We start from the raw sequence: 22,314 nt of genomic DNA, 5'->3' as shown, positions 1-22,314 counted from the left end.
CCGGGCATACCCGCGCCCCGCCCTTCCGGGGAACCCGGCTCGGGCCGGAGCCCACGAGGGTTCCTAGCGTGTTCCAAGGCCGTTGCCGCACCGTGTGGTCCAGCAGAATTTCAGAACTTTTCAAAGGAGGACCCACCATGGGCGACACGTCAGATCCAAGGGACACGACCTAGCCCGGACGTCCGGGAGCGGTCCGGCATTCGCGGAGGCGTTCGATGGAGTGCTTCCGCATTGCGCGTCTCACGCCCGGTAACCGTGATCACGCTCCCACGCCTCCCTCCCCGAAGCCCCCTGACGAAGGAATCCCTTGTCACCCCCGCATGTTCTTGTCCTCACATACGATCGCGAGGGGGATCCGCACGCCGCGCGCGTGTGCGACCTCCTCGCCGAACGCGGGGCGCGGACCACCGTCTTCAACCCCGAGCACTTTCAGACAACGGCCCGGGTCGACGTGGTCTATGTGGACGGCACGGTCCGCAGGCGCCTGCATACCGCCGACGAGACCCTCGATCTGGACGCCTTGACAGCCCTGTGGTGGCGCCGTCCGATGCCTCTTGTACCCGACCCCGCCCTCACCGACAGGGCGATCGCCGACTACACCGTCAAGGAGTGCCAGAGCCTCCTCAGCAACCTCTGGGAGCACCTTGGATGCCCACAGCTTCCCGCGCGAGAGTCGGTCTTCCGCCGGGCCGGGCACAAGCTCCACCAGCTCGCCCTCGCCGCCGAGCTCGGTTTCCCGATCCCGGAGACCGCGATCACCACGAACGCCGAGACGTTCCTCGACTTCCACGACCGCCACGACGGCCGCATCGTCACCAAGCCTCTGGGCCTCCCGTGGGTGACCGGCGTCGGGGACGGTTTCATGGTGTCCCGGGCCTGCGAGCCGGTCACCACCCGCGACGTGGCCTACGCTGACGCGCTGCGGTTCTGCCCGATCATCGTGCAGGAGCAGATCCCCAAGCGCGTGGAGCTGCGCGTCACCGTGGTGGGGCGGCAGATCTTCGCCGCCGAGATCCATTCACAGGTCTCCAACCACGCCCGCCTGGACTGGCGGCGGTACGACACCCAGGTCACCCCACATCTGGTCCACCGTCTGCCCGACGAGGTCGCCGCCCGCTGCCTGGCCCTGACGGACCGCCTGGGCCTGCGATACGGGGCGATCGACCTGATCCTCACCCCCGACGGCCGCTGCGTCTTCCTGGAGATCAATCCCAACGGCCAGTGGCTGTGGATCGAGCACCTCACCGGCCTGCCGATAAGCGAGGCCGTCTGCGACGTCCTGCTCGAAGGAGCCTGATCATGCCCATCCCGTCCGGCCGGCTACCCGCGGCCCTGTTTCCCGACGCCCTCGCCTGCCTCCGGGAGGCGGCCATCCTCCGCCCCGACGAGGCCAGAAAGCGCCTGGCCGCCATTCACGACCGGTACCCGGACGTGCCGATGAGGCTGTTGTGGCGACGCGAGGCCGCCGACGAGTCCTACCACTACGACCTGTTGATCAAGACAGCCGACGGCACGATCTCGCTGGCCCTCGCACCGGACCGGGCCCTTCCCTGGCCGCTGCGCGGCAGCCAGCCCTCAGGGGAGCAGGTCGTCGTCCGGATCAACGGCACGGACCTTGAGATGGAACAGGCGATCTCCGTCCTGGACGTCCTGTGGGACGACGTCCGGCTGGCCGAACGCCTGGTCAACGCCCGCCTGGTGGAGGAGGAGATCTCCATGGGGCCGCTGGAGCTCGACGACGCCGAGCTCCAGCAGGCGATGGACGCCTTCCGCCGCGCCCGAGGCCTGCTGACCGTCCAGGCCGCTCAGGAGTGGATGGCACAACGCGGGCTCACCCTCGCCGGCCTGGAGCACCTGGTCGCCAGGCAGGCCGCGGTCAGGCACCTGCGCCGGCGGATCGTCGCCGGGCGCGTGGAGGACGTCTTCGGCACCCGCCGTGACGAGTTCGACAGGCTGCACGTCCTGCGGCTGCAATACGCCGACTCGGGTCCCGCGGAGGCCGCGGCCCTGCGGCTGCGCTCCGGCGCCGATCCCGTCACCCTGGCTACCCAGGAGGTGCTCGCGGACGCCGCCGTATCCCGTACGGAGGGCGTGCGCCGCCGCGACCTGCCCGCCACCGCGACCCGGGCCGGAGACGTGCTCGGCCCGTTCCCCGTCGAAAGCGGCTTCGCCGTCGTGTACGTGCTCCAGGTCCGGCCCGCGGTGCTCGACGACGCCACTCGCGCCCTGATCGAGGAGTGGCTCTTCGGCGAATGGCTGGCCGACCAGCGCCGGGAGGCCACCATCGAGTGGCTCTGGGGAACGGCGACCCGCACCGAATCCGTCAACGCGGCGCTGGGGAACACCCCGCACCGGTGAGCACGGACCCTGGGGCCGTCACGCCGGGCGTCCGGCCGACCGGTGACGGCCCCGGCGCGGTCTGTCCGCGCGACCGGGTCCTGCGTGTCGGCCGGGCGCCACATCGGCGAGCGAGCCGGGGTCTCCGACCGGATGCGCCGGGTGCCCCGGACCGGGCCGGCGGGGCGGCGTCCCGGCAGGCGTGCCGCCCCGCGCCCCTCAGGCCTTCAGACCCGCGGTGAGCTTGTCGGTGCGCGCCGTGCTTCCCCAGAACCACTCCACATGGGCATGCCGGCGCTGCTCCCGCAGCCACTCGTCGAAGATCCGCTGCTCGACGACCTTCCTCGCACTCTCGTCCAGAGCCGCCGGCTCCACGACGAGCACGACGGTGACACCGAACCCGCCGTCGTCGAGCCGATCGGGCCCCAGGACCGCCCCCGGAGCAGCGTCGCACGCGTCCGGCCCATGCGGGATGCCGAGGTCCTCCCGATGGTTGCCCTCGATCCGGCAGGTGGCCAGGCCGGCGAGCGCCGCCTCCGTCGCCAGGCCGACCGCGGCGGTCCTCAGGTCCTCGATCCCGGCGCCGCTCGCCCACCCGCGAAGCCGGGCCGCCGCGGCCTCGGCGTCGGGCAGGGCGCCATAGCGCATCCTGAGCACGCGCAGGCGATCCAGGCTGTCACGGTGCTCGGCGAAGAAGCCGTCCACCCGCTCACCGACCACTCGCCGGCGCAGTGCCGCCACGCTCGCCTCGACCGTGACGATCTGCTCCAGGCGCGCGTGGGTGAGGCCGCGCTCCGCCATCCACGCCTCGACCGCAGAGGCGGTGAGCAGCCCCCGGGCACGGCGAAAAGCGTCCATGGCGACCTGAAGCTCCGCGTCCGACAGCTCGTCGTCACCGGCGGTGGCCACCGCCTGCTCGATCAGACATGCGTTGACCAGGCGGGTGAGCAGGCCGGTGTCGTTCCACAGCACGTCGAGCGTTGAGATGGTCTGTTCGATGGTCATCTCGGTGCCGTTGACACGAAGGACCACCTGCTCGCCGGAGCGCTGGCTGCCGCGTAGCGGCCACGGGATCCCCCGGTCGGGGGCGAAGGCCAGGGAGACGGTGCCGTCCGCGGCGGGCAGGAGCAGGTCGTAGTGGTAGTCGCCGGTGGCGGCCTCGCGCTGCCACACCAGCCGCATGCCCACGCCCGGATGGTGCGCCCGCAACTCCTCCAGCCCCTTGCGCGCCTCGTCGGGGCCGGTGCCGCCGAGCTCACGCAGCCATCTCAGGGCTCGGCCGAGGAGGTCGGCCGTCACGGTCTCCGAGGTCATGCTCCGGGTCCTTCCAGCAGCAGGTCGCAGACGGCCTGGCTGATCGGAAGACCGGTCAGGTCCTCGATCCACAGCCACTGGCCGAGGGGGTTGATCTCCAGGAACACGTACTCGCCCTCGGGAGTGAGGATCAGATCGAACGCCCCGAACAGCAGGCCCAGGCGCTTCATCATGGACAGGCAGCGGGCGGCGACCTCGTCGGGCAGCCGGTGGACGCGGTGCGGGGTGACGTCGAGGTTGTACCGGCGCCAGTCCAGCCGCGACCGGTTGGAGGCCTGCGAGTGGATCTCGACGGCGAAGATCTGCCGCCCCACCACGGTGACGCGCAGCTCCACGCGCTTGGGGATCTGCTCCTGCACGATGATCGGGCAGAACCGCAGCGCGTCGGCGTAGGCCAGATCACGCGGGGACACCGGCTCGCAGAACCTGGACACCGTGTCGCCGTTGCGGAGGTTCTCCACCCAGGGCGCGTAAAACGGCTTGGTGACGATTTTTCCGTCGTGGCGGGCGTGGAAGTCCCACAGCTGCTCGGCCTGTGTGGTGATGAGGGTCTCCGGGATCGTGAAACCCAGTTCGGCCGCCAGGAGCAGCTGGGAGGACTTGCGTCCGGCCGGCCGGAACACCGATTCGGCCGCGGGCACCTTGCGGCACGGCAGGTGCTCCCACAGATCGGAGACCAGGCTCAGGCTCTCCTGCGCGGTGTACTCGGCGACGGCGGGGTCGGTCAGCTCGGGATGCGGTGCCGGAGGCAGCGGGCGCCGCCACCACAGGGCGGTCAGCGCGCTCAGATCCAGCGTGCCGGTCTCGGTGTGCAGCAGTCGCCGGGCCAGTCCCCGGCCGGTGTAGGCCAGCTCCACGTGCGCCTTCGCCGGATAGTACCGGTGGTCGAAGACCGTGACACGGGCACCGCGCTCGACGAGCAGATCACCGACCCGCTCGGCGTGCCGGTCTCCGTCACCGGTCAGAACAAGAACGTGCGGGGTGGACACGGGCTTCCTTTGATGAACGTGGGGACGGAGCAGCGCGGGGGAAGCCGTGACGGCCTCCCCCGCGCCTTGATCATTAGATCGAGATGTCGTCGTAGACGCAGGCGTTTCCTGTGTAGCTACCGGTCCTCTCGGGGGCCTGGCCGCCGCTGATCCCGCTCAACGTGCTCTCGTCCAGCTCGTCGCCCACCGGGGCGATGTCGCACAGCTCGGTTCTCGCCGTGGAACTCATGACGTGTTTCTCCTAACTCTCCACGGAGGACATCAGGCCTCCATGCCATACGTGACGTCGTACGAGCACGTTCCCGGCGGGTCGATGTAGGACGGTACCGTCCTCGGCAGACCGCCACTGATGCCGTGCAGCGCGCTCTCGTCCAGCTCGTCGCCCACCGGGGCGATGTCGCCGAGCTGCGTCCGTGTGCTGCTCATGAGATTCCCTCCTTTCCGATACGAGGAGCTTTTGGGACCGTGACGCTGCCAGAACCGCCTTGGAAACCACTAGTGGAGGGTGACGGCGTCGCCGGGGTCACCTTGGAGCTGTGTCCTGGCGAGACGGGCGTAGAGCCCTCGACGCCGCAGCAGGGCCTCGTGAGTGCCGGTCTCGACGATCCGGCCGCCCTCGAGCACGACGATCAGGTCCGCGTCGCGGACAGTGCTCAGCCGGTGGGCGATCACAATGCGCGTCTGGGGCAGCAGGCCGAGATTGGCGTCGATGGACGCCTCGGTGTCGGTGTCGAGATGGCTGGTGGCCTCGTCGAGCAGCAGGATTTCGGGCCGGGTCAGCAGTGCCCTGGCGAGCGCGATGCGCTGCCGCTGTCCTCCGGAAACGCCACCCCCCTCCGTCAGGTGGGTGTGGTACCCCATGGGCATGGCGCCGATGTCGTCGTGGACGCAGGCGAGCCGTGCCGCCTCGTGCACCCTTTCGAGGGACGCGTCGGGATCACCCAGGGTGATGTTGTCCAGAATCGACCCGGTGAACAGTGTCGGCTCCTGGGTCACCACGCCGAACCGGCGCCTCAGCCGGCCCGGGTTCAGCCGGGGCGTGGGAACCCCGTCGTAGCGAACCTCACCCTCGACCGGCACGAGCAGACCCAGCAGCACCCGGGCGAGCGTGCTCTTGCCGGAGCCCGACCGGCCGACCAGGGCGACTTTCCGCCCGGGCGCGATTCTCAGGCCGACGTCACGCAGAATCCAGGGGCTCTCGGGCGCGTACCGGAATCCGACCCCGCGCAGCTCGATCTCCGCCGGGCCGGTACGGCCGGCACCGGGAGGCCCGGCGGCCGGGGAGACGTCTTCCCCGGCAGTGGGCTCGGGCCGGGTGCTCCAGATATCGGCCAACCGCTCGGCGTGCACACGAGCGAGCTGTACGCCGTGCAGGCTGCCGGTCAAGGACGCCAGGGGGGCCAGGGTCGCGGCGGCCAGGGCCTGCAGGCCGAGCATGGCGCCCATGCTGAGCTGATGGTCCACGACCTGCCAGGCGCCCGCCCAGAGCAGCGCCAGGGGGGTGCCGAACCGCAGCGCCGTGAGGGCGGAGTCCTGCAGGCCCTGCGCCATCCCGCTGCGCCTCACCTGACCCATCTGTACCGCGAGCAGCCGCGTCCAGCGGTCGAGGATGCGTGGTTCGGCCCCCGACGCCTTGATCGTCTCGATGCCGCGAATGCTCTCGATCAACTGTCCCTGGGCGTCGTTGCGGGCCTCCATCTCGCGATGGGCCAGATCGGTGACGCGGCGACGGGTCACGGTCAGCAGGAGGATCTGCGCCGCCGCGAAAGCCAGGAGGACCGCACCCAGCAACGGCGACCGCGCGGTGATCACCACAAGGTAGCCGACAGCGAGGGGCCCATCCAGCAGGGCGGTCAGCGCCTGAGTGGTGAGGATCTCACGTAGCAGGCTCACCCCGGCGATCCGCGAGACCAGGTCGGCGGACCCTCGGTGGGCGAAGAAGCGGAAGGGCACCGCGAGCAGGCGCCGGGCCAGGTCGTCCAGGAGTTCGGTGTCCGCGCGGGTCCGCAGCAAGACCAGTGACCAGGCGCGCGCCCCGCCGACCGCGAGCTGGACGGCGACCGTCACCGCCATGCCAAGCCCTAGCAGGGTCAGCAGGTCCACCTCCCCCGCGCCGAGCACCCGGTCCACGACCAGCTCGGTCGCCGCGGGCAGCACCAGACCGAGGGCCTGCAGCACCAGGCTGAGCAGCACCAGCAGCGCCAGCAGGCCACGTCGGCGAGCCAGACCCGCCCGGACGTACCGGGACCACCAGCTCCGGTCGCCGATGTGACCCTTGCGAAAGTCAGGCCCCGGGCCGAAGGTGAGGGCTATCCCGCTGTAGTTCTGGGCGAAGTCTTCCGGGCTGAGCCCCAGCCGACCCAGCGCGGGGTCGATGACGCCGACCCGGCCTCGGGTGACCCGCTCGACCGCGATGAAGTGGCTGTGCCGCCAGTGGACCACCGCGGGCAGCGGAAGCTCGGACATCCGCGACGCGGAGACGGAGATCGCCCGCGTGGTCAGCCCGTGCGCGCGAGCGACGCGGACCAGGGTCAGCGCGCTGACCCCGTCCCGGCCGATGCCCATCTCCTCGGCGAGGACATGGGCGGGGACGCGTCGTCCATGCGCGGCGAGGACCATCGCGAGGCACGCGGCACCGCATTCCACCATGCTGTGCTGGAGTATGACGGGAACCCTCATAGGCCCGGCATTCTCCGGGGCCCGCCTTGGAGTCGCCTTGGAGGTGCCCCCTCCCAGCCCTCCGAAGGCGGGCCCTGGCTTGACACGGAGGGCCTCCGCGGAACTCGGGGTACATCACTGGTACCGCTCTTCGGAGTACGGATACTGGGGCTCAGGCTATCCCCGCGGTCCCGTCCTGTTCGTTCAGTACACCCCGGCACCCCCAAAGTATCTCGTGGTACCCCGCTCCTATGACGGCCCCACGCCGCCTGACACCACGTATGAGGAGGACAAGGCATGGGTGGAGTCTGGCAACGTCTACCATGATCAGCTTCCCCCACCGAAAGCCCTGTCGCCGGAGGAGGCGATGGCCGACGCGATAGCGAAAGGCAGGTCGGCCAAGACCCGCCTCCTGGACGCGCACTATCCGGATGACCTCACTGATCAGGAGCTGGTGGACGGACTCCACGGCGACGATGATCCGCCGTCGGGTGAAACACCGCCCGACCCCAATCCCCTTCCTGTTGAGGACACCACACCACCGAAGGTCTCAAATACGACTCCCTCGAACGGCCAGACCAGCGTCCCGACCGACAGTGTGATCAAGACGGTATTCGACGAGCCGGTGACCGACGCCCAGATCGTGGTGAAGGACGCGCAGGGCGCCGAGGTGGCCGGGAACGCGGCCATGGACGCGGCGGACACGACGCTGACCTTCACGACGAGCGCACCTCTAACCGGCGCGACCGTCTATACCGCTGAAGTCAGTGCGGCCAAGGACTACGCCGGCAATCAGATGGCGGCCCACTCGTGGTCGTTCACCACTGGCGGGCCCGACAACGACGCGCCCACCGTGACCGGAGCCGAGCCTGGCCGGGACGCCACGAACGTGTCGGTGAACACCGCGGTAAAGGTGACATTCAGCGAGACAGTGTCCGAGGTGCAGCTCACGGTCAAGGATCCGACGGACGCGCTCGTGCAGGGAACGATAGAAGCCGGCAACGGCAACGTCGAATGGACCTTCACACCGGCATCCCGGCTCGCCGCCCAGACTGCGTATCGGGTCGAGGTCAGTAACGCCAAGGATGTTTCGGGCAATGTCATGGCTCCCTACACCTGGTCGTTCACCACGGGCACGGACACGCCTCCTCCGGTGCCGGGGCTGGTGGCGGCCTACGGCATGAACGAGGGCACGGGCACGAGCGTGGCTGACTCATCCGGGCAGAACAACACCGGCACTGCGGCTGATACAGGCTGGGACCCTGCCGGTAAGTTCGGTGAGGCGCTGTCGTTCAATGGCACCACCAGTATGGTCACCATCGGCGACGCTCCCTCGCTGCGCCTGTCCAGCGGCATGACCCTGTCGGCCTGGGTGAAACCCACCAGCGTGACCGGTTGGCGCACCGTGGTCGGGAAGGAGCTCGCCTCCGGTCAGGGTGCTTCGTACGTGCTGTACGCCTCCAACGGGGCCGATCCCTTAGGGTGGTTGCAGATCGGTGGCCAGCCATCACGGGTCCGCGGAGCCACGCTATTGGCCGCGAATACCTGGAGCCATCTGGCAGTCACCTACGATGGCACGACCGCCCGGTTGTTCGTCAACGGAGACCAAGTCACCGAAGTTCCGCTCAGCGGCGACCTCGATGATGACGGCGGAGCCGTGAGCATCGGCGGGAACAACATCTGGGGTGAGTTCTTCAGCGGCCTGATCGACGAGGTGCGCATCTACAACATCGCGCAGAGCGCCGCCCAGATCCAAACCGACATGAACACCCCCATCGGGGCTTCCGGTCCCACCCCGACCCCGACACCCACGACCCCTCCCGCCCCCGTGCCTGGGCTGGTGGCGGCCTACGGCATGGAACAGGGGGCCGGCACAACGGTCTCGGACTCCTCGGGGCAGAACAACACCGGCACTGCGGGTGACACGAGCTGGGACTCTGCCGGTAAGTTCGGCAAGGCGCTGTCGTTCAACGGCACCACCAGCATGGTCACCATCGGCGACGCTCCCTCACTGCGCCTGACCAGCGGCATGACCCTGTCAGCCTGGGTGAAGCCCACTACGCTGACCGACTGGCGTACGGTCGTCATGAAAGATCTCTCCTCCGGAGACGGCGCGCCGTACGGCCTGTACGCCTCCGACAGCAACGTCCCCGCAGGCTGGCTGCTCACCACCGAAGGCGAACAGCGTAGTCCCAAGGGCACCACGGCGCTGCCGGCCAACACCTGGAGCCACCTGGCACTCACTTACAACGGCGCCACTGCCAAGCTGTATGTGAACGGCATGCAGGCAGGCCAGCTGGCCGTTACCGGCGACTTCTACGATGACGGCGGCGACGTCCACATCGGCGGTAACAACGCGTGGGGCGAGTTCTTCAGCGGCCTGATCGACGAGGTGCGCATCTACAACATCGCGCAAAGCTCCACTCAGATCCAAACCGATATGAACACCCCTATCGGCGCCACCGCGACAACGAGTGGGGCAGCGCAACAGCTGCGCAGGAGCGCCGCTGCCGACCCCACCCCCGCGATCGAGAAGCTGGTGGTGAACGGCAGTCACACCGTGGACGGCGTCACCGTCGCCTCCACCCTCACCCCCCGCCTGACCACCTGGCTCTCCGCTGGGCGCGACGGTGAGGCGAAAGTGGAAGTGGAAGTCGCACACAAGCCCGCCAAGTCCTACAAGACCACCAAGAGTAAGCGGCTGATCTGGTCAGGCCAGGCCACCGCGAAGCCTGGTGATTCCCGGGTGGCGCTGCAGGTCCCCAAGGACCGGCTGCAGGCCGGTCAGAAGGTGAGATGGCGAGCCCGCGTCACCGGCGCAGGCAGCGAGGGCACCTGGACCGACTGGCATGACCTCATCGTCGACACCTCCGAGGCAGGGCTCCGAACCGCCGCCGTAGCGGCAGCCCCTGACCCGGCGGTCGTCAAGCGACAGCTCCCCAGCGGGACGGCCGGCCTCACGCCGACGCTGGAATTCCAGCAGTGTTACAACGTGGCGATCGTCGGCGGTTCGTATCTCGCACCGACCCCCTACTCCTACTGTGGATCCTCAGGCTTCCTGATGGTCATCTGGGATGAAAGCATCCCCTTCCTGCCTGTGAGGATCGGCAGGGTGTGGGGGCGCCAGCTCACGTACCTCCAGGGGACGCGGGACCACCGCCAATTCACGGTCCGCAAGTACATCTCCATCGACAAGATCGAGGGCGACAAGAATCCCCAACTCGCCTTCACCACCCGCTGGAGCTCGAAGAGGAGCGCCGACTGCTCCCACAACTCCGCAACCGGAATGACCGAGTACTATCCTGTATCCCAATGGAAAAATGCAAGCTCGCGAGCCGAATGGCATAGAAGTGATTTCTTCTCCGCAAGCCAGGGGGAAGGATATCATCAGATAAGCGACTGCACGGTCAATTATGCACTGGTCGTCAAGCACCCGCTTGACGGCTCGCTTTCCAGTACGCCGATCTATGGCTCAGGAACATTCCGCTGCGACACATCCCCTCAGATCAAATGGTATCCGTACGGCGGATGCGTTCACAGGGCAGGTGTTCCGTCGTTCACGATGACCAGGAACGACTTTGCCGTCACAAAAGCGGGAGACGTCATACAATTCCCGAACATGTATGATCACATTAAGCGCGCACTCACTCCCGGGACAGAGACATATCCAACACCAGGAGGAAAATCCTATCCGGACCTGACCCAGCCGAAGAAGATCCCGGGCGGAAGTTGGAGGGAGGAGGATCTACTGACGCGCAACGGATACGAACCGACCAAGGACGGGATTCGTACTACCGCTAAAATCATCTGCAAGAACGAACTCAAGATGGAAGAGGGGTATGATTGCGATGAGTTCCCGTTCGCGTCGACCCTGCAAGGTGCAGCACGCGCCACTCCTCCGCACAATTTCTCGGTTTGGCCGATAATAAAAAGCGAAAATGGGATGCATGGAACCGTGCTGAATGCGTGGTACCAGAACAATCGAATCCTGAACAATGACCCGTTCTGGATTGATATCCAGTAGCCTCACCAAAGGGCCTGCCTGGTCGTCAGTCAGCACTCGGGCAGGCCCCACCTCTCGCTCTCATCCCGACCTAAGGAATGTCAGGAAAGTCGTGGCAAACATCATCACCGAACTCCTCGATCGACGCGAGATACCAAACTATCTGTCCGGCGTCGCAGCCGTCGGGAAGGACTGGGTTCTCAATGAGATCCCCACCGATGCGGAAGGCTGGATCGGCACCGGCGACGACGGGATCGCGATCGATGAGATCAACAGTGAAAGATGTCTGATCAAATACGAACTCTGGGACGGGCCGCCACCTGCTCTCGACACCTGGGACAGGACCTGGTCCGGAAGCGTGCACCTGACCTCCGGAAAGATTGAAGCCGTTGACCAACATTCCGGGAGCGTATCCTACGGCGCAGAATTCGACCTCGGCAGGGAGAACAGCACCTGGCAGGTCAGAGTCCACCGCAAGGCTCTCGGCCACGAAGAGTTCACGCCGAATATCATCGGCTTCACTCTGCTCAAGCTCCAATTCTGGCTGGACCACTGAGACGATCTCGACGAAAACAGCCTGGGCGATCGGGGCTTCTCGGAGGCCGCACCCAGGTGGGGTGCAAGGGAAGCAGCACTACACTACGACCGGTCCGCAGTGTGACAAGTTCCCCTTCGCCAGCACGGACCAGGTCGGCTAATGGCCGCTATTCTGTCAAGCCCGTCAGTGGCCCGCAGAACAGGAAGCACGGGCGGGCCTCGCTTCAACCTCTTCTATTCGAGGAATAGAGCCGACGACGGAGACCCGTTTCTGGTGAGAACCAGGAGTTGAACCTCGCCTCGGCCCTCTGCCCGCTCGGCAGAGGGCCGAGGCGAATCAGCTGCCAGTTCGGATACGGCATAATCGCCCTGCCCATTGAACGCCGATCCGAGGAGTGTTATGACCGGTTTTGGGCCAGCAGGATGGTTTGGCGTCAGCGCGCGTGGCTGGGCTGATCTCGATTTGATCCGCGCCAGGCTGGGAGCGGGTGCCGACCCGAACTCGGGCGTCTACGCCTTCGGCGGTTACGACGGAAAGCCGTTGCACCTCGCGGCCGAATGGGGAACGCCTGAGTCGGTGACCGAGCTGGCCCGCCGCGTCGACGACGTCGACGCCGAGTACGACGACCGGACCGCCCTGTGGGTGGCCGTCTTCGCCCACCGCCTGGACAACGCCCGCGCCCTGGTCGCCGCCGGAGCGGACCCGTGGCGGCCCATGATGGCCGGATGGTCTCCTGGACGGCTCGCCCTCGCCGGTCCGGCGCCCGACCTGTTCCCGATCCCTGCGGGACACCCTGGTCTGTCCCCCGCCGAGGCCGCGACGGTCGCGGAGGCGCGACGCCTGATCGCCGCGCTGGGGGAATTCGACGAGGAAGGCTTCAGCGTGGCGTGCGTGGCGAACATCAGCGCGGCCGAGGCCGCCCGGCGACTGGAGGCCCGACCGGCTGATGACGCCGACATCGAGGCGGCCCTGGATGATCCGTGGTCCGACCCCGATGGCAACCTGGGGATCGTCGGGGTCACCGACGTTCCCGGCGGATGCGTCGTCACCCAGCCATGGGGATACGTCCCCTCCACCCCCGAAGTGACCCTGCCGCTGTCCGTGGGAACGGTCTGCCACAGCATGTTCGCCAACCCCAAGAGCGGCAGCCAAGGGACCGTGAGCCGCGACGGCGTCCTTGAGGACTCGGACACGCATCCCGGCGGCGGCGACGCCGGGGGCCACCTGACGGCCGACGAGATTCTCGCCGAGTACCTCTACCAGGGCCAGGCCGAGGCCTATTGCTGCGCCGCGGCGGGACTGCGACCGCCCGACGCGCGAGCCGTCGTCGGTCCGCCGGATCTGTGGTTGCGGCTACCGGAACGAGACCGCTGAAGCCGTAGGGACCGCGTAGAACATCCGCGCCCTCGGCGAGGTTGAATCGCTTCTGCCATGTGGCTGCCGACTGGCGCGATATCCAATAACAATCAACAGAAGCGACGCTCCAACCACGATGGGTAGTGCGCGGTCGAGTACGAACCGCGAAGCGAGGCAGGGCTTCCCGCCGCATGTAGCCGATCACTCACAGCTACTTTGCCTCTGGTGGCGTCGACCCGAGTGGAGGGCCGACTCCCCGGGCCGCTACCCCTTCACCCGCGCCGATGTCGCCATGGGGCTGCGTCCCTTCTACGACGGCATCGCCCGGCAGGATTGAGCGTGGCCCGGCCCTGACTCGGCTGCGATGTCATGCTTCCGGCACATTAACCGGCAAGCCGTGTGACCATTCCCGCCGCGGTGGCGTCTGCATGTGACGTGACAATCGAAACCGTTCGGGGGGCGACATCATCGAGGAGCTGTACCGCGAGCACTGGCCGCTCGTGTGCGGGTTCCTCCTGCGCAGGACCCGTGATCCGCATCTCGCCGAGGACCTGGCGCAGGAGACGTTCATCAAGGCGACCAGGGCACTGCTCGGCTGGCGGGGGGAGAACGCGGCGGCGTGGCTGCTCACGATCGCGCGTAACGCCCTGGTGGATCACGTACGCAGGAGCCACCGCGAGCTGGCCCTCCCGAACCCCGACGAGCTGGGCGTGCCGCCGCTTCACGTGGAATCGCTGGACGTGCGCGACGCGCTGGAGCGGCTGCCAGAGCAGCAGTGCCGGCTACTCACGCTGGTCTACTTCGAGGGCTTCTCGATGGTGGAGGTGGCCGCGATGACCGGCAGGTCGCACAACTCGATCAAAACTGCGGTGTGGCGGGCGAGGGCCGCCTTCGCCGACCTTTACGGGGAGAACCAATGAACATGCCTGAGATGCCAGACCTGCCGGACTTCGACCCCAAGCGCACCCGGCGTGCGGTCCGGCGGGGGCTGTTCAGGACGGTCGCCATCGTCCTGGCCGTGCTGGCGCTGCTCGCGGTGGCCGCGACCGAGGGCTCGTCCCTGGTGCAGACCCGCGGCGACCGGGAACGCCGCATGCAGGCCGTGCTCGGCACCGCCTTCAAGATCTACAGCCCGGCCTATATGGCGACGATCGACTCCTGCTGCCAGACCACACCCGTATCGATGTCGTTCGAGGTGACCGCGCGTCCCATGGGGCCTGCCGGAGCCTGGCCGGTCGGGAGCGAGTCGTACACGATCAGTCAGGACTTCTTCGGCCGCGTGCGACGCCTGCCGCTGGGCCACACCGCCAACACCAGGCTTTCCCAGTCCCTGTTCAACGTCGGCACCACGCTGACGGCCAAGGACGAGGTGCGCGCGGTGCTCGCCCGACTGCCCGCCGACCTCAGCGCGCTGGCGGTGGTGGAGTTCGAACAGCCGCTCGGCGAGGCCGACCTGAAGGCGTTCGTAAAGCAGTACCGCTCCTGCGCCGAACGGGTCGTGTACGAGCGCAGACCCGGCTCCCTCCCGATCACCTGGGGCTTCGACTACTGGACCGACGCGCTGGACCACGGCAAGGGCGGCGACATGACCGATGAAATGTGCGGTGGCAGCCTGCCGCAGTTCCGCAACTGGATCGGCCTGCTGCGTGACCACGACAACGCCAACCTGCGCTCCTTCGACCTGTCCCTGAACCGGCTGCGCAAGGCGGCCGAGGCCGGGCTCGCCTACGGCTATGTGGACCAGCTCAGCTCGGTCCGCGAGCTGCGGGAGTTGCTCAAGGACCCGAGGGTGCGCACAATCCGCCTGGCCGACGTGGCGTTCGACCTGGACCGGCCTCGCCCCTAGGGCGCGTATCGAAAGTGTCTTCAGGGCGGGCGGTTGTCAGGCTGCACCGTTACGGTGCAGCCATGGCGAATTTCGTACTGGTTGCAGGCGCGCGGCTCGGGGCGTGGGCGTGGGACGAGGTGGTGCCCTATCTGCGCGCAGCCGGCCAGGGCGCTCACCCGTTGACGCTGTCCGGTCTTGCCGACAAGCGAGGTATGCAGGCTGGGCAGCAGACCCACGTCCAGGACATAGTTGACGAGGTCGAAGGCCAGGATCTGCGCGACGTTGTCCTGGTGGGTCACAGCTACTCAGGCATCCCGGTCGGTCAGGCTGCGGAGCGGATCGGTGACCGGCTGGCCCACGTGGTCTTCGTCGATTCCAGCGTTCCGGCCGATGGCGAGGCGTTCGTCTCCGCCTGGCCGGACGGTGGGGCGATGGTGAAGGCATCGATCGCCGAGAACGGAGGATTTTGGCCGCTCGTGCCCGCAGCCCACTACGACGGCCAGGGCCTCACCGATGAGCAGATCGCACGGATCTTGGGTGGCTCGACGCCGCACCCGGGCGCCACGCTGACCGAGCCCGCCGTGCTGGCACGGCCACTTGACGAACTCCCGGCGACGTACATCCAATGCCTGCTCGCCGGAGCCCAGCCCAGCGACGACGTGGCCAAGCTGCTGACCAGCAAGCACTGGCAGCTGGTCGAGATGAACACCGGCCACTGGCCGATGTTCTCCCAGCCGCGAGAACTGGCGCAGATCTTCCTCGAAGCAGCCGGGGAGTGACCGCAGGCCCATGCTTGCGGGCTCCCTTTGGGCGTGCATCGCGTGCGCTTGACCTCGCTCCCCGCCGACCCTCCCGAGACGGAGCCGCCACCCGAACCGATCGAGAGCCCCCTCCCCCGGAGCCTACGGAGAACGAGATCCCTCCAGAACCGACGGGTACCGGTTGGCCATAGATCGTGCGGGTTCAGCTTGCCGCACGCTGCCTGGTGGGGTTCAGCCGCTCCTGCCATATCGCTGCCGATCGGTGCGACCTCCAGTAGCGAGGCTGGGGAAACCATGAACCCCCACTACCGGCGCCTTCGGCGGCAGGGGCCGCCGAAGGCGCCGTTCCGGGCGTTCAGTGGTAGCCGAACTGGCCTAGGCGGTGGTGGGCGATCTCGATCTCGGCCGGGGTGAAGAGGTCCGCGAAGCGCGGCTGGACGACCAGCGCCTCTACGGTCAGGTCGAGGCGCCCGCGCTCCCAGAGGGCGGCGAAGCCGTCGGACACCGCCGGCGCGTGTAGGAGCTTGCGGGCCGTGGCGAGGCTGCCGTGCTCGGCGAGCATGCTCAGGAAGTACGTGGCGTGGTAGTTCGCCTCGGCGCGCGCCCTGTCGTAGACGGAGCGCATCGCCTCGTTGAACTCGACGTCCACCGCCGTCCCGGTCTCCGGTTCGTCCCCGACGACAGGCTCCTCCGCCGAGGACCCGGAGGCGCTCTCGTTGCGACGGGTCACGTAACCGAGCAGGGCGTCGACCGAGGTGAACACCTCATACCCCAGCTCTTCCAGCCGGGGCAGATCCGCGACGTCCGGGTCGAGCTCCAGGATCACGGGCCTGCCCTGCCCCGCCTGCAGCCCGTCCGGCCAGAAGGCCTCGGCGACGGCCAGCGCGCGACCGGTGACGGGGTCGGCGATCTCGCTGTCGAGCGCCGGTTCGGCGTACCCCAGTCGCACTAGTTCCTCGGCCATGGCCTTGACCTGGGCCGAACGGACGTCGTCCTGCTCGTCCGCGACCACCGTCACCGGCCGCAGATCGGTGGCCGCCACCGCGGAGGCCCCGTTACGGAGTTCGGTCAGGAAGGACTGCACGGCCTGCGCCAGCAGTTCACGCCGGGCCGCGAGGAAGTCCGGATAGCGCTCGGGCCGCCACAGGTCGGGGTCGGCCGGGATCCACTGCGAGGCGAGCACACCGGGGTGCTTCTCCTCCGCCTCCGCGAAGTACTCCTGGGGAGAACGCTTTCCAATCATGAGGTTGGTGTCCTGGGTCAGGAAGCAGAAGTTCGCGACGGCGTTGACCTGCGACCGGTCGTAGCCGGCCCGGTAGAGCACTGCCTTGGGAAAGATGTGGTGCACCTGCAGCGAGGTGAGCTTGCCCAGCATCTCGGCACGCAGTTCCAGTCCGCTGCCGAGGTCGCGGGCGCCCTTGACCCGGGTGAGCATGTAGAGGAGCGGATAGAAGCGCGAACCCTTGGTGGAGCCGTCGAAGTCATGGGCCTGGATCTCCAGGTTTCCGCCGCGCCAGCGTTCCAGGGACGCGATCAGCCCGTCGATGCCGGACTCCCTGACGACCTCGTAGTCCTGGGCGAGCACCGTCTCGGTCGATCCGGCGAAGCGACCCCAGAGCGCGGAGTGCACGTACCAGAACAGCACCTTGTCCCGATGGACGGCGTCGGCGAACCGGCCGCCCGGGCTGAGATGGAGCAGCCGGGAGATGACGGGGATCGCGTAGCGGCCCATGAGCACCTGGTCGTGGTCCAGGCCGAGCCGCCCGGAGGCGGCTTCGAGGAAGTTGCCGACGTATCCGACGGACCTGGTCAGGGCGGTCTCGAAGTCGGTGGCCGACACGGCGTCGAGCGCGGTGAACACCGCCCGTCCGGTCGCCACGGCCGTGGTGTTGCGCAGCAGCCAGTCCAGGGAGAAGTCAAATCCCGCGCTCTCCCAGCGCTTCAGCTGGTCGCGCATGACCTGCCGGGCGGGAGACCAGTGCGCGCAGATCTTCGCCAGCGCGAGATCGCCCTTGGACAGCGCGGTGCCGCCGGAGTTCACCCGGTTGAAGATGTCGACGACGACTTCCACGTCCTTGTCGGCCCCGGTGATCTTCTCCTCGTGGAACTCCCGGTCGAGAAGCTGCCGCAGCCGGTTGAGCCGCTCAAGGTAGGTGGTGAACTCCGGAACGGAGCTGAAGTCCTTGATGAACGGCTCCAGCCCATCGGTGAACAGCCGGGTCACGTCCACCCATCTGATGTCGTCACGCATCTTCGCCGGACCGTAGAACTCGAAGTTCTCGTCCTCGACGTTGAAGCGGAGACCGGTGAACGCCGAGGCGTCTCCCTCGAAGAAGGCGGGTGCCTGGCCTCGGATCACCCCGTACAGGGAGGTGATGCGCTGCTGACCGTCGAGCAGCAGCAGCCGTACGCCGCCGTCGGTCGCGCCGCCGCGTACCGAGGTCTGGTCCGGCTCGGTCTCCCACAGCAGCAGGCCGCCGACCGGGTATCCGCGATACAGCGAGCGCATCAGCCCGCGGACCTGGTCGCGGTTCCAGACGTATCCCCGCTGGAACTCCGGCAGGAGCACGGTGCCGTTGTCGATCTGGTGGAGGAGTACCGAGAGCTTGGCCATGTCCCGCCTTCAGCGTGAGAAACCGATGATCTTAAACTGTCGCCGTACGGCTTGCACTTGATCTTTTACTGAAAGTCACGTGGCGAAACCGGCCAGGAACGGGCTGGCCGTTCCGTGCCAGGAGAGGTGGAGCTGCTCTCGCGCCCGGGTGCACGCGACGAACACCAGGCAGCGCTCACGTTGCAGATCCTGCGCGTGCGTCAGGGGATCCTCCTGCACCGAGGTGACCGCGCTCGACGACGGCACCTGGTGTTCCGAGAGACCGATGATCGCCACGCAGCGGAACTCCAGCCCCTTCATCCGGTGCATGGTCCCGGACCGGACCGCGTCCTCGGCGTCCGGGGCCTTGGCCAGCGACCGCGCCGGGATTCCGGCTCGCTCCAGCACGGTGATCGCCGAGTCGGAGAGCATGTTGGACCGGGCCGCGACGCCGATCTCCCCCGGTGCCACACCCGCGTCCAGCCATTCCCCGACCTTGCCCGCGAGCGCGTCCAACTCGTCCTTCTGGGTGCGGAAACCGCGGAGCTCCGGCGGCCGGCCGTGCACCTGTGACCGGTAGCCGGCCACCATGTCCAGGCCGGCGTCCAGACCACCGTCCATGTCGTCGATCCGCTCGCCGCGCAGCATGCCCAGGCTCCAGGCGAGGATCTCGGCGGTCGTCCGGTAGTTGATGGTCAGCCGGGTGGAACGGCCCGTGACCCCGATGCCGAGCTCCCGCAGCGAGACCCGGCTCTGGTAGATCCGCTGATGGGTGTCGCCCGCGATGAACAGGTCGTCGGGCCCCTCGGACACGGCCGCGCGGAGCAGCCGCCACTGGACGGGGTGCAGGTCCTGCGCCTCGTCGACGACGATGTGCCGGTACGGCCGCTCCGGCCGCTCGCGGAGCAACCGGGTGGCCTCGACGCAGATCGTCTCGTATGTCCAGACGCGCCGCCGTCGCAGTTCCTCCTCGAACTCCCACACCGCCTGCCACACCTGAGCCTTCTGCCGGGAGCCCAGCCCTCGGCCCCGCCCCTCCCGTTTGGCCTTCAGGTATTCGGCGGCGCTGGTCACCTGCTGGGCGAGCACCACGTGCCGCCACTCCTCGGCGAGGAACGTCTCGGTGAAGGGTGCGTCGAGCTGCTTGACGATCCGCCGCCAGATATCCTTCTCCTCCTTGTCCCTGAGGATGGCGACGCGGCCGTGCCGTTCGGCGAAGACCTGGTAGGACAGCTGGTCGACGTGCCGCACGTCGATGCGGTCGCGGACCTCGGGTGAGTCGGTCAGCAGTCGCACCCCGGCCTCCAGCGAGGCGGACAGCGTCGAGGTGAAGGTGGTCACCAGCACCGGGCCGGCGCCCTGGCGCGCGAGATGGCAGGCGCGGTGCAGGGCGACGACCGTCTTGCCGGTACCGGGGCCGCCGGTGACGCGGGCCGGTCCGCCGAAGGCCGCGTACGCCACCCGGTGCTGCGCCGGATGGAGATAGACCTTCCAGAGCGCGAACGGGTGGCGGAACACCTCCATCAGCTCATCCGGGCCGTCGACGAGCACGACCTGCTCGGGGGTGCGCTCGACGGCCGCCGTGATGTCCTCGGTGTCATACGGCTCACGCCCGGCGGTGACGCCGAGTTCGGCCCACACCTGTTCGGGGGTCATGCCGGCGGCCAGCCCGTAGAGGGCGTCCCACTGGTTCTGCGGCAGGAAGGACCTGGCGGCCTCCAGTTGCACCGCGTCGGTCAGCGCCCTGGCGAAGGCCAGGGTCTGCTCGTCGACACCGAGTCGCCTGAGGTCGGCGTCGTTCGCGTCGTCGAACAGCCGCCGCGGCGCCCGATCCGCCATCCTGGCCAGTTCGGGAAGGGTGGCGTCGATGGCCGCGCCGTCCCTGATCTCGATGCGGCCGGTCGCCGTGTTCACCGATGCCTTACGGCGCTGTGCCCAGGTGTAGGCGTCGTCATGCGGCAGCACTTTCAGCAGCGTGAACGAGTCACCGGTCTCGGGAGCGAGCACGACCCCGCGCCAGAACTTGTCGATACGAATGGTCCGGAACCGAGGGTCACGCGCGTTGTTCGGCTTCTCCAGATGCAGTCCGGCATGGGTGGCCTGCTCGAATTTGGCGAAGATCTCCGTGACGCGGTCCTGGACGGATCGTTCGAGCTTTCCGAAGTCACGGAGAAAGTCCTTGTCGATTCCGAGCTTCGGCACGCCGTGTCCTCCGGGGGGGTTCTCATGTGTGGAAGCGACCTACAAGAATGCTCGCCCTGGTTATCGGCTATCAAGGCTTTCCAGGATTTCCCGGACCTTGTCGACGGTGGGGTGGCGGGAGCCGTATCTACCTTCGAGATCCCGCAGCAGGTCGCTCAGCGTGACCTTCGCCCGCGACCTCCTTCCGGAACCGAGTTCAAGAAGCCCGATCTGGCGCCGCAACTCCAGGATCCGTTCCTCGTCGACGCCGAATCGTCTCTCGTCATCCAGGATCCCGCTGAGCTGGGCCAGGGCCAGGCTCGTCTCGCCGACCGCCGCGTGGCAGTTCGCCTCCATCAGGCGGCAGCGCAGTACGAGATCGTGCTCGGGCCCTTCCCGGTCAGCGAGGTCGGCCACCAGCCTGCTGAACTCGGGAGCGGCCCGCCGGTAGTCCCCGCCGAGGAACAGCGCGTCGGCCAGTTCGATTCGCAGGTCGATCACACCGGAGTCCTTGGGCCCGAGGGCACGGACGGCCGGTTCCACCGCCTCCGCCAGCACCTCCGCGGCCTGGGTGAACCTCGACTCGGCCTTGAGCGCCTCGGCGTCTTTTCTGGCGGACGCGATGGCCTCCTGCCTGGCATCACGCTGTTCGGCCGACAACACATCGCCGCCGCCGTGTTGGGGAACCTCGGCGTCTCCTGGCCGCTCAGACCGGGCCGTCCCGGCCGATCCCCGCGCTGCCACGGGCTGTGAAGGCGCGGGCAGCGGCTTCCCGGCCGGTGCCCGATCAACGGTGGAGACGACGGATTCCGCCACGGGCACATCGGAGGCGATCCGGCCCACGACGGCCGCGTACATCCGCACCGGGTGGGGGGCGCCGAGGTTCACATAACCGGGGAAGGCCGGCAGGTCGCGGCAGAAGTCCATCAGCCGCCGGTAGACCACGTCGGCACTGTGAGGCCGCTTCTCCGGCTTCTTCGCGAGCAGCCACAGGACGAGCCGCTCCAGCCCTTCCGGCACCTCTCGTCTCCTGGTACGCAGCGGCCGGGGAGGAACATCGGTGTGGTTGCGCATCGAAGCCAGCGCCGTGGGACCGGCGAACTGGTTCTTCCCGCTGAGCATCTCGTCCAGGACCACGCCGAGGGAGTACAGGTCACTCCGCTGGCTGGTGGCCTCGCCCATCGCCTGTTCCGGCGCCATGTAGTCGGGGCTGCCCACCACGATGCCCGTCGCGGTGAGCTTCGTGGCGGCGTTGGACCCGAGCGCGGCGACGATGCCGAAGTCCAGCACCTTCACCGTTCCGTCGGGGCAGAGCATCAGGTTGCTCGGCTTGAGGTCACGGTGGACCAGCGAGTTGACGTGGGCCACGGCCAGCACCGAGCACACCTGGGCGGCGATCGCCACCGCCCAGCCGATGGGTACCTCGGTCTCATCGAGCAGCGAGGAGACCGGACAGCCGTCGACGAGCTGCATGACCAGGTACAGCTCGTCGCCGTGCGATCCGCAGTCGTAGACGGTGGGCACTCCGGGATGTTCCAGCCTGGCGGTGATCCGTGACTCACGCACGAAGCGTTTGGTGAGTTCGTCGTCGGGTCTGCCGTCGGCCTGCCGGTCGATCCGGATGAACTTGACCGCGACCGGCCGGTCCAGGCGTTTGTCGTAGCCGAACCAGACCTCTCCCATACCGCCCGCCCGGCGGGAGGTCGGGTCCAGTTCGTAGCGGTCTCCGACAATTGTCCGCCTGCCCACCACAGCC

16 protein-coding genes are annotated in these 22,314 nt (G+C 67.9%); 8 read left to right on the top strand and 8 right to left on the bottom strand.

Annotated features, from left to right (window positions below; all coding sequences use genetic code 11):
* Positions 1 to 307: 307 nt before the first annotated feature.
* Together ABT061_RS04355 and ABT061_RS04350 are read left to right on the top strand one after the other, a co-directional pair.
* The gene (locus tag ABT061_RS04355) at positions 308 to 1,297 is read left to right on the top strand and encodes an MvdC/MvdD family ATP grasp protein (protein ID WP_350912521.1); all 990 of its coding nucleotides are present in this window, start codon (positions 308 to 310) and stop codon (positions 1,295 to 1,297) included.
* A 2-nt stretch (positions 1,298 to 1,299) separates the two neighbouring features.
* The gene (locus ABT061_RS04350) at positions 1,300 to 2,358 is read left to right on the top strand and encodes a TIGR04500 family putative peptide maturation system protein (RefSeq protein WP_350912519.1); all 1,059 of its coding nucleotides are present in this window, start codon (positions 1,300 to 1,302) and stop codon (positions 2,356 to 2,358) included.
* Positions 2,359 to 2,556: 198 nt separating this feature from the next.
* Here the strand turns inward: ABT061_RS04350 and ABT061_RS04345 are convergent, their stop codons facing one another.
* From ABT061_RS04345 to ABT061_RS04325, 5 genes are all read right to left on the bottom strand, one after another.
* On the bottom strand, positions 2,557 to 3,651 hold the full coding sequence (locus ABT061_RS04345; protein WP_350912517.1) for a TIGR04500 family putative peptide maturation system protein: 1,095 nt from the start codon (positions 3,649 to 3,651) through the stop codon (positions 2,557 to 2,559).
* Entirely contained in the window at positions 3,648 to 4,640 is a 993-nt protein-coding gene (locus ABT061_RS04340) for an MvdC/MvdD family ATP grasp protein (RefSeq protein WP_350912515.1), read from the bottom strand. Before ABT061_RS04340 ends, ABT061_RS04345 begins: the two co-directional genes overlap by 4 nt.
* A gap of 73 nt (positions 4,641 to 4,713) precedes the next feature.
* Entirely contained in the window at positions 4,714 to 4,869 is a 156-nt protein-coding gene (locus ABT061_RS04335; protein WP_350912513.1) for a hypothetical protein, read from the bottom strand.
* A 32-nt stretch (positions 4,870 to 4,901) separates the two neighbouring features.
* Positions 4,902 to 5,066 carry a hypothetical protein gene (locus ABT061_RS04330; RefSeq protein ID WP_350912511.1) on the bottom strand — a complete coding sequence of 55 codons (165 nt, stop codon included), beginning with the start codon at positions 5,064 to 5,066 and terminating at the stop codon, positions 4,902 to 4,904.
* Positions 5,067 to 5,135: 69 nt separating this feature from the next.
* Entirely contained in the window at positions 5,136 to 7,319 is a 2,184-nt protein-coding gene (locus ABT061_RS04325; protein WP_350912509.1) for a peptidase domain-containing ABC transporter, read from the bottom strand.
* Between the two features lie 280 nt (positions 7,320 to 7,599).
* Here ABT061_RS04325 and ABT061_RS04320 point away from each other — a divergent pair, with 280 nt between their 5' ends.
* From ABT061_RS04320 to ABT061_RS04295, 6 genes are all read left to right on the top strand, one after another.
* On the top strand, positions 7,600 to 11,322 hold the full coding sequence (locus ABT061_RS04320) for a LamG-like jellyroll fold domain-containing protein (RefSeq protein ID WP_350912507.1): 3,723 nt from the start codon (positions 7,600 to 7,602) through the stop codon (positions 11,320 to 11,322).
* A gap of 91 nt (positions 11,323 to 11,413) precedes the next feature.
* Positions 11,414 to 11,857: a hypothetical protein gene (locus tag ABT061_RS04315; protein WP_350912505.1), complete on the top strand. Its 444-nt coding sequence runs from the start codon at positions 11,414 to 11,416 to the stop codon at positions 11,855 to 11,857.
* A 444-nt stretch (positions 11,858 to 12,301) separates the two neighbouring features.
* On the top strand, positions 12,302 to 13,213 hold the full coding sequence (locus ABT061_RS04310; protein ID WP_350912503.1) for an ankyrin repeat domain-containing protein: 912 nt from the start codon (positions 12,302 to 12,304) through the stop codon (positions 13,211 to 13,213).
* 446 nt (positions 13,214 to 13,659) lie between these two features.
* A complete protein-coding gene (locus ABT061_RS04305; protein ID WP_350912724.1) occupies positions 13,660 to 14,115 on the top strand; it encodes an RNA polymerase sigma factor in 456 nt (151 codons plus the stop codon).
* Positions 14,116 to 14,117: 2 nt separating this feature from the next.
* Complete coding sequence (locus ABT061_RS04300; RefSeq protein WP_350912501.1) at positions 14,118 to 15,041, top strand: hypothetical protein; 924 nt, start codon at positions 14,118 to 14,120, stop codon at positions 15,039 to 15,041.
* A gap of 62 nt (positions 15,042 to 15,103) precedes the next feature.
* Positions 15,104 to 15,802, top strand: a complete 699-nt coding sequence (locus tag ABT061_RS04295; protein WP_350912499.1) for an alpha/beta fold hydrolase — start codon at positions 15,104 to 15,106, stop codon at positions 15,800 to 15,802.
* A 337-nt stretch (positions 15,803 to 16,139) separates the two neighbouring features.
* Here ABT061_RS04295 and ABT061_RS04290 read toward each other — a convergent pair whose 3' ends face one another.
* From ABT061_RS04290 to ABT061_RS04280, 3 genes are all read right to left on the bottom strand, one after another.
* The gene (locus ABT061_RS04290; RefSeq protein WP_350912497.1) at positions 16,140 to 18,398 is read right to left on the bottom strand and encodes a GmrSD restriction endonuclease domain-containing protein; all 2,259 of its coding nucleotides are present in this window, start codon (positions 18,396 to 18,398) and stop codon (positions 16,140 to 16,142) included.
* 75 nt (positions 18,399 to 18,473) lie between these two features.
* On the bottom strand, positions 18,474 to 20,579 hold the full coding sequence (locus ABT061_RS04285; protein WP_350912495.1) for a UvrD-helicase domain-containing protein: 2,106 nt from the start codon (positions 20,577 to 20,579) through the stop codon (positions 18,474 to 18,476).
* 60 nt (positions 20,580 to 20,639) lie between these two features.
* On the bottom strand, positions 20,640 to 22,307 hold the full coding sequence (locus ABT061_RS04280) for a serine/threonine-protein kinase (RefSeq protein ID WP_350912493.1): 1,668 nt from the start codon (positions 22,305 to 22,307) through the stop codon (positions 20,640 to 20,642).
* Positions 22,308 to 22,314: the final 7 nt, after the last annotated feature.

Source organism: Streptosporangium sp. NPDC002544 (genome assembly GCF_040295965.1).
GTDB lineage: Bacteria > Actinomycetota > Actinomycetes > Streptosporangiales > Streptosporangiaceae > Streptosporangium.
The sequence above is the reverse complement of the archived record's forward strand: the minus strand, read 5'-3'. Positions and strand labels throughout refer to the sequence as shown.